This is a genomic window from Bacillota bacterium (assembly GCA_024655925.1).
Lineage (GTDB): Bacteria > Bacillota > DTU025 > DTU025 > JANLFS01 > JANLFS01.
Map to the genome: position 1 here is coordinate 6,368 of JANLFS010000042.1, position 8,121 is coordinate 14,488.

The window sequence follows — 8,121 nt, forward strand, 5'->3', positions numbered from 1 at the left end:
AGCTCGCCAGGGCCGCTGCGATCTACGAGGGGGCGGCCAGGGACTACGTGCACGATCTCAAGTACCGCGGGAAGGTCGAGCTGGCAGCACCCCTCGGGAGACTGATGGCGATCTGCGCCGGAAGGGCCCGTGGCGCGCTGGCGTGTGACGCTGTAGTCCCCGTGCCCCTGCACCCGGCGAAGGTTCTCCGCAGGGGATATAACCAGGCTGAGTTGCTCGCATACGAAGTCGGAAAGGCGCTCGGAGTGCCAGCCCAACCTGAATGCCTTGTGCGCACAGTAGACACCCCTGCCCAGGCCGGGCTCGAACGCGACGCAAGGCGCCGCAATGCACTCCGAGCCTTCCAGGCGGGTGTACCGGCCCGGGTGGCGGGAAGGTCCGTCCTTCTCATCGATGACGTGCTGACGTCGGGCGGGACTGCTGATGGGTGTGCCCGTGCGCTGCTGCGTGTGGGTGCCAAAGACGTAGTAGTGGTCACATTTGCCGTCTCTGTGGCGGACGGCCGGGACTGGCTGTCCCGTTAGATGATTCCGCGTTGCAGGAGGGATGTGGCAGGTATATAATCGGAGCAGAATTCCCGGAGAGGTTTATCCCGGCTGAAGTGGGGGCCTATGGTGGTAGACTTAGTCAAGGTGCTCGTAGTCCTCATTCTTGTTCTCGTCCTTCTCTCACGCAAGCTGAACCTCGGAGCGGTCATGGTGCTGGCAGGCGCCTTACTGGGTGTCCTGTTCGGTTTCGGTCCTGGCAGAATTGCTACTGTCGCGTTTCGCTCCGTAACGTCTCAGTCCACCTTCAACATCCTGGCCGCGATGGTCTTCGTCGTGTTTCTCGAGGCGCTCATGGACCATGGGCGGATGCTGGAGCGCGTGATTTCCTCCCTAGGGGTGCTCGTCCGAGACCGGAGAATCACCATGGCGGTTTTGCCTGCCTTCATCGGCCTCTTGCCGTCCGCCGGAGGTGCCCTCATATCCTGCCCCATGGTGGAAGGCACGTCCCGGGACATGGAACTCTCCCCTGAACGAAAGGCGGTAGCCAATTTCTGGTTCAGGCACATAATGGAGTACGCGGTTCCGGTGTACCCCGCCATGTTTCTGGCCTCCGAGATTCTTGGCGTGCCTGTGAGAACGCTCATGCTTGCCATGCTTCCCCTCGCTGTTATCTCCTCGGTCGTAATCATACCAACTGTTTACCGGGGAGTGCCCCGGTCAGCTGCATTGCAGCCGAGGACCGACGGTGTGAGCACAGGCACCGCCCTGGCGGGCCTACTTGTGGGAGTCAGCCCTGTCCTGTTTGCCCTCTTCTTCGTGGTGGGGTTGGGGTGGCACATGTCCGCCGGATCGGCCATAGCGTGTGCGGTCCTTCTTCCGGTAGTGAGGCCGAGTTGGGCGGACTTGCGACGGATGATAGCAAAGGCCTTGTCTCCCCGAATCGGCCTGCTGGTGCTGGGGATCATGTTCTTCAAAGATATGTTGGCTGCCACGAGCGCGGTGGATGGCATTACCTCGTTTCTGCTGGCGTCCGGCGCTCCCACCCTCCTCATCGTGATCGTGCTTCCGATCTTGATCGGGTTTCTCACGGGATTGTCATCTGCCTTTGTCGGGGTGGCGTTCCCCATAATTGCTGGTCTCGTCGGTGCCGGGGGAGGGCCCGACATCCGCCTTGCGGCCGTGGCCTACGTGTCGGGTATAGCCGGCATGAAATTCACACCGATGCATCTGTGCCTCGTTCTCACCGTGGAGTACTTCAAGGCGGACTTCGCGCGTGTGGTCCGCATGATGCTGTGCCCCGAGGCCTTGATAGTCACGGCCAGCGTCCTCCTGTACATCACTCTTTAGACCATGCTACGCAATCAAAACGGAGGTATCGTCGTGAACACCGAAAAACCGTGGCACTCGATGCCCCCGGGCCAGGTCCTGGTGGAACTCGGCGCGTCACGTGAATCTGGCCTTTCTGAGGAAGAGGCCGAGCAGAGACTGAAAAGATACGGTCCGAACACCCTATCGGAAGCTTCGGGTCGCACGCTACTCCAACAGTTTGTGGCGCAGTTCCGCGAGTTTCTCGTGATCCTGCTGCTCGTTGCGGCCGGGGTGTCTGCGCTGGTTGGGGAATTGGATGATGCCATCGTCATCGCCTTCATCGTAGTCGTCAATGCAGTCCTGGGAGTCGTTCAGGAGCGGCGCGCAGAGAGCGCACTCGGGGCGCTGCGGAAGATGGCTTCCCCGAAGGCTCGGGTTCTGAGGTCGGGCGAGGTCCGCATGGTGGATGCTTCCATGCTCGTCCCGGGAGACGTCATCATGATAGACGCAGGAGACAGCGTTCCGGCAGATGCAAGGCTCATTGAGACTGCCTTGCTCAAGGTGGACGAGGCATCTCTTACAGGTGAGTCTGTGCCTGTGGAACAGAACGCTTCCGCCGTGCTCCCCGTGAATGCACCGCTCGGAGACCGGGTCAATTGTGTGTTCATGGGCAGTTCCGCCACCTACGGGCGGGGCGTTGCCGTGGTTGTGGCGACAGGGATGTCCACTGAGATGGGCAAAATCGCGGCTTTCCTCCAACAGGAGGAGGACCGGACGACCCCGCTGCAGCAGAGACTTGAGTACCTCGGCAAGAGACTGGGCATCGTGGCAGTTCTCTTGTGTATCGGCGTCTTCATCGCGGGTGTCCTGCGTGGGGAGGAAGTGTTCGACATGTTCCTCACTGCGGTGAGTCTTGCAGTCGCCGCGATCCCCGAGGGGCTTCCCGCGATCGTCACGATAGTCCTTGCCCTCGGGGTGCAACGCATGGCGGCAAGGAACGCAATCATCCGGCGCCTGCCCGCGGTGGAGACTCTGGGCAGCGCGAGCGTTGTGTGTTCTGACAAGACCGGGACCCTGACCACGAACCAGATGACTGTGAAGCGGATGTACGTTCCCGGCCGGACCATCGAAATCACAGGAGATGGGTATTCCCCAGATGGTGCGCTGATCGAGAATGGGCAGCGGGTTGATGCGCGATCTGACCCTGCGGTGATGAGGACCCTGACCTGCGCTGTGCTGTGCAATGACGCGAGAGTGAGGTCGGTCAGTGTGAAGGGCTCGGCCGGCGCGGTGACGACCCGGGCGAGTCTCGAGATGGTCGGTGACCCTACTGAGGGTGCGCTGGTGGTGGCAGGGCTGAAGGCAGGAGTCGACAAGATCCAACTCGCGAAATGGGCTCCGCGCATATCTGAGCTGCCTTTCGAGTCGGAGCGGAAGCGGATGACCACCATTCACCGGACGGACGATACCTACCTCTGTTGCACAAAAGGAGCTCCCGACGAGCTTCTCAAGGTATGCACCCATGCCTTCGACGGAACGGCCGTGGTGCCGCTTTCCGACGCCCTCCGTGCCGAGATCCAGGGCGCGAACGTGAGGATGGCTGACGCGGCGCTCCGAGTGCTCGGGATGGCCCAGAAGGAACTCACTGCGCTTCCAGACACTGTGTCGGTCGAGACCGTTGAGGACGGTATGGTCTTCCTCGGGCTTGTGGGCATGCAGGATCCTCCTCGTCCCGAGGCCCGCGATTCCGTGGCAGAATGCTTCGGCGCCGGGATCACACCGGTCATGATCACTGGGGATCACAAGGCCACCGCCGTGGCAATTGCGCGAGATGTCGGGATCCTGACTCCCGATTCCGTGGCCTTGACCGGGGCCGAACTCGCCCGCATGTCCGATCGCGAACTCGATGAGGCGGTCGAGAAGATAAGGGTCTATGCCAGGGTGGCTCCCGAGCACAAGGTGCGGATAGTGGATGCCTGGAAGAGAGCTGGGCATGTCGTGGCGATGACCGGCGATGGGGTGAATGATGCCCCGGCCCTCAAGCGTGCTGACATCGGGGCAGCCATGGGCATCACCGGCACGGATGTGGCAAAGGGCGCCGCGGACATGATCCTGACGGACGACAACTTCGCCACTATCGTTGCGGCTGTCCGGGAAGGCAGGGTCATCTTCGACAACATAAAGAAAGCGGTGCAGTACCTTCTGTCATGCAACGTGGGGGAGATAATCCTGATCTTTGCCGCGATCCTCATGGGCCTTCCGAGGCCTCTTCTGCCAATACAGATCCTCTGGCTGAACCTGGTTACCGACAGCCTTCCCGCCCTCGCCCTCGGCGTTGACCCCCCTTCAAGGCATCTCATGCAACGTAAGCCGCGGGACCGCAACGCTGCGGTAATCGGTCCAGTTGCTGTCAGGAGGATGCTGATCTACGGACTATCCGTTGCCGCGGTGAGCCTTGTATCGTTCGCGATGGGCCTCGGGTGGCCGGGACCGATGGACACTTCTGCCGAGAACCTTCTGGTTGCCAGGACCATGTGTCTGATGACCATGAGCTTCGCACAGCTCGTCCATGCGTTCAACTTCCGGTCCTACATCGATTCCGCGTTCAGGGTGGGCATCTTCAGGAACCGCCATCTTGTGGCGTCAGTCCTCATATCCGGTTCGCTCCAGCTCGCGATCGTCTACATTCCTTTCTTGCAGGGGTTCTTCGACGTCACCGCGGTTCAGGGCTTGAAGTTCTTGGACGTCCTCCTGCTTTCCATGGTCTTGCTGGCTGTCGGGGAAGTGCTGAAGTGGGTCGGAAGGCTAAGGGGCGAGCAGGCAGACTGACCGCCGGGCTGAGTGAGTATGTGCGCCCGCTCCACGAAGGATTTTCGCGAGGGAGGGGGAAGTACTAGAGTGACTCGCCGGGCAGGCACAATGACATCAGAAGGGGCTGATGTGAGTGGAGATCACGGTAAAAGGGCGAAACCTCGTGGTCACGGATGCTCTTAGGGCCTACGCGGAGAAGAAACTCGCCAAGATCGAGAAATTCTTCGAGCGCGGCATCATCGACTCTCAAGTCTCCATGGGGATTGAGCGCGGGATGCACGATGTGGACATCACGATCCAAGTCGACGGCCTGCTGCTTCGGGGCGAGGAGACCACGCCAGATATGTACGCATCCATCGACGGTGCAATTGACAACATCGAAAGGCAGATCCGCAAGTACAAGACGAAGATCAACCGGAAACTCAGGCAGATGGGTGATAACCTGGTGGAGTCCGCCGTCGGCCCCGTCGAACCGGCCGAAGCGGAGGCGTTCGAGCCGAAGGTGGTCAAGACCAAGCGGTTCGCGATCAAGCCCATGTCCGTCGAGGAGGCCATCATGCAGATGGAGCTCCTCGGGCACGACTTCTTCGTGTTCTCCAACGCCAATACCGAGGATGTGAACGTGGTCTACAGGCGCAAGGACGGCAACTACGGGCTGATCGAGCCGGAGTTCTGAAGACTCGCAGAGGCGACTGCGGCGGGGGCGGGGCGCGGAGGGCGCTCCCGTCCCCGCCTATCAACGTAGTGGATGTGGCAGGGGAAGGAGTGTGTTGGTGGTGCTGACCGCGATCGTGTTCGAGGGCGGGCCTTACACCGGGCCTGTCGAGACTTGGGTCGCTCGAGTCCGGGAGGAGATGACCATCGCCCTCCTCGCTAGACTCTCTGCGTCGGGCAACTTCGATCCGGTAGTCCTCTGCACAGATCGGCCTCACCTTGGCCGGCGGGCGGAACAGGAGACTGGCGCGATCTCCGAGGTGTCCGATGCCTCGTCCGGCTTCCACTTCGGGAGAAGGCTCCAAGAAGCGGTCCATACCCACGCACCTCGTGGGTTCATCTATCTGAGTGGTGGGAGCGGGCAGCTCATGACCGCGGCGGAGGTCCAATCATTCGCCCAGGCCATCCACGATAACCCTGAGTCCATGGTGGCCAACAACATCTACTCGGCGGACATGTTCGGGACGCTGAACGTTCGAGCTGTCCTCGACCCAAGCCTTCCGGACCAGGACAACTCAGTGCCCATGGTGGTCGCGGCCGAATCCGGCGTTCACTTGGTCCCACTTGCTCCGACCCTGGGCACTGGTTTCGATGTGGACACCCCAACCGACGTCCTCATACTATCCGAGTTTCCGAAGTTAGACCCGAGGATCAGAGCCGCAGCCGCGTGGGAACCCGCCTGCCTCGCCCGGGACCGGCTCAAGCGAGCGCAGGCGATACTCGCGGGGGAGCTGACTGAGATTGCGCTGATCGGGCGGGTTCCGCCCTCCACGGTGGCGGCACTGAACGAGCAGACCAGGTGCAGGCTGAGAGTGTTCTCGGAGGAACGGGGCATGAGGTCGTTCGGCCGGGACAGGCCAGGCATCGCACGTAGCCTGATCGGCAGGTTCGTTGAGGCAGCGGGGGCGCGCGAGTTCTTCGGTCACTTATCCTGGTGCGCGCAGGCGGTGTTCATCGACACGAGGGTGATCTTCGCGCACATGGGCGCGGTTCTTGGGCAGGAGGAGAGGTTCGCGTCAGACCTTTTCATGGACGAGAGAATCGGCGACCGAGGCGCAGCGGAGTTTGTCAGGGAGGCCCGGGAGGCAGAGATCCCAGTGATCCTGGGTGGGCACTCTCTGGTGTCCGCCGGGGTGAGGGTCGTGGCCGGGCTCGCGGGGATGAGAGCTGCGTGGTGACGGCACCGCTTGCGTCACAACCCTTGCGTCGAGTTTACCAATGTGATAACTTGTGGTATAATCCGAACGGACATTTACACTGGGGATGAAGCCCCCCTGGATGTTGGGTCCGAAAGGCTGCTGGCTGATGGCTTCTATGGCTGGTCGATGTCGACGCCGTAGAGGCCCGTTTTGTTCAGTGCCGCGATGGAGGTGACACTGTTGGCGGGCCTTGATTCCATAGAGACTCTTCCGATCCTGGAGGCTTTCGAGGCCTCAAAAGAGTGCCCCATCTGCACACTGCAGGAGAGAGACGAGCAATGGACGGTCGAGAGCTACCTCCGGGAGTCTGTTATGGACCCTCGCGCCAGGTCCGAGCTAGAGGCGGCCGGGATATGCAGGAGACACGCTGATATGCTTCTGGTGTCCCGGGACATGCTGGGGACGGCCATTACCCTTGGATCCATACTCCGCGCATGGGTCGATGGGCAGCGGCTCATGGAGCGTGAGGGTGCTGGAGAGAAGGGCGATGACGGCCGGGCCGGGATCGCCTCAGTTCTCAGATCGCGGTCGCGAGCGGGCCGGCTCCGGGGCGGTGCACGGTCGGAGGGCTCGTGCTGGTTTTGTCGGAGCATGAGGGCCCAGGTCGAGCGAAGGGTCACAACGTTGTTGGACCTATACTCCAGAAGCCCGGAGTTCCGCGGAATCCTTGCCGGTTCCAGTGGGCTGTGCATCCCACATGCGAGACTGATTTCTCGCTGGGCCCGGGCGCTCCTCCGGCAGGAAGAACAGGCGGAGATCATGGAGAGTCTTGAACGCGTCGTCACGCGCAGGGCGAAGGATTTAATGGCCAAGCTGGACTGGTTCATCACCAAGCACGACTACCGGTACGCCGACCACCCGTGGAATGACTCCGAAGACGGCCCCGGCGAGGTCGCGCGGTTTCTGCTCGGCCGGTCGGGCATGGCGGAGTTGGAGGTGCACTGATGAGCGCAACTGGCTTTGTTCTACTGCTCGGCGTCGTCAGCCTGTTGGCCGACATGACTTACGAGGGTGCCCGCAGCGCTACAGGACAATTCCTCGCGGTCCTTGGAGCGAGTGGAGCGGCCGTTGGCATCGTGGCTGGTTTGGGGGAGTTGGTCGGGTACGCGCTGCGTCTTGTGTTTGGGTACATAAGCGACCGGACGCGCAAGTACTGGACAATCACGCTCGCCGGGTACGCGATGAACCTCATTGCGGTTCCCCTTCTTGCCCTAGCCGGGCGGTGGGAAGTCGCGGCCGCGTTGATGATCGCGGAGCGTCTTGGGAAGGCTGTGCGGACACCAGCCCGAAGGCCCAAGGACCGCCCCCACCTGGTCGAGGGCCTTTGGTCGTAGCGGCAGTCCTGTACCGCCAGGGTGGCTACAGGTGGGCGTTCACTGTCCTTCTCATCCCGGCGCTTGGTGCGCTGGGTACACTTCTCGTGGCACGTCACCTCTACCCCTCCCCCAGTAGCCTGGAGGCCCAGTCTGCCACGGTAGATTCACGGGGTCTGCCCCGGGCATTCTGGATCTACCTCGGCGCGGTCGCCCTGATTGCCGCCGGCTACGCGGATTTTCCCTTGATAGCCTATCACTTAAAGAGAACAGCTGTCGCCGGCGAGG

6 protein-coding genes and 1 pseudogene are annotated in these 8,121 nt (G+C 61.7%); all 7 read left to right on the top strand.

Features of this window, described 5'->3' with window-relative positions:
* Nucleotides 1–524: ComF family protein (locus NUW23_08090; GenBank protein ID MCR4426131.1), on the top strand; the 524-nt coding region annotated here is incomplete at its 5' end.
* Between the two features lie 87 nt (nt 525–611).
* Nucleotides 612–1,835, top strand: coding sequence for a DUF401 family protein (locus NUW23_08095; GenBank protein ID MCR4426132.1), 1,224 nt, complete (start codon nt 612–614; stop codon nt 1,833–1,835).
* Nucleotides 1,836–1,868: 33 nt separating this feature from the next.
* Nucleotides 1,869–4,625: a cation-translocating P-type ATPase gene (locus tag NUW23_08100; protein MCR4426133.1), complete on the top strand. Its 2,757-nt coding sequence runs from the start codon at nt 1,869–1,871 to the stop codon at nt 4,623–4,625.
* Between the two features lie 115 nt (nt 4,626–4,740).
* Complete coding sequence (raiA, locus tag NUW23_08105) at nt 4,741–5,283, top strand: ribosome-associated translation inhibitor RaiA (GenBank protein ID MCR4426134.1); 543 nt, start codon at nt 4,741–4,743, stop codon at nt 5,281–5,283.
* Between the two features lie 100 nt (nt 5,284–5,383).
* The gene (locus NUW23_08110; protein MCR4426135.1) at nt 5,384–6,499 is read left to right on the top strand and encodes a hypothetical protein; all 1,116 of its coding nucleotides are present in this window, start codon (nt 5,384–5,386) and stop codon (nt 6,497–6,499) included.
* Nucleotides 6,500–6,700: 201 nt separating this feature from the next.
* Nucleotides 6,701–7,465: a DUF6062 family protein gene (locus NUW23_08115; GenBank protein MCR4426136.1), complete on the top strand. Its 765-nt coding sequence runs from the start codon at nt 6,701–6,703 to the stop codon at nt 7,463–7,465.
* A gap of 44 nt (nt 7,466–7,509) precedes the next feature.
* A pseudogene (locus NUW23_08120) lies at nt 7,510–8,121 on the top strand (MFS transporter).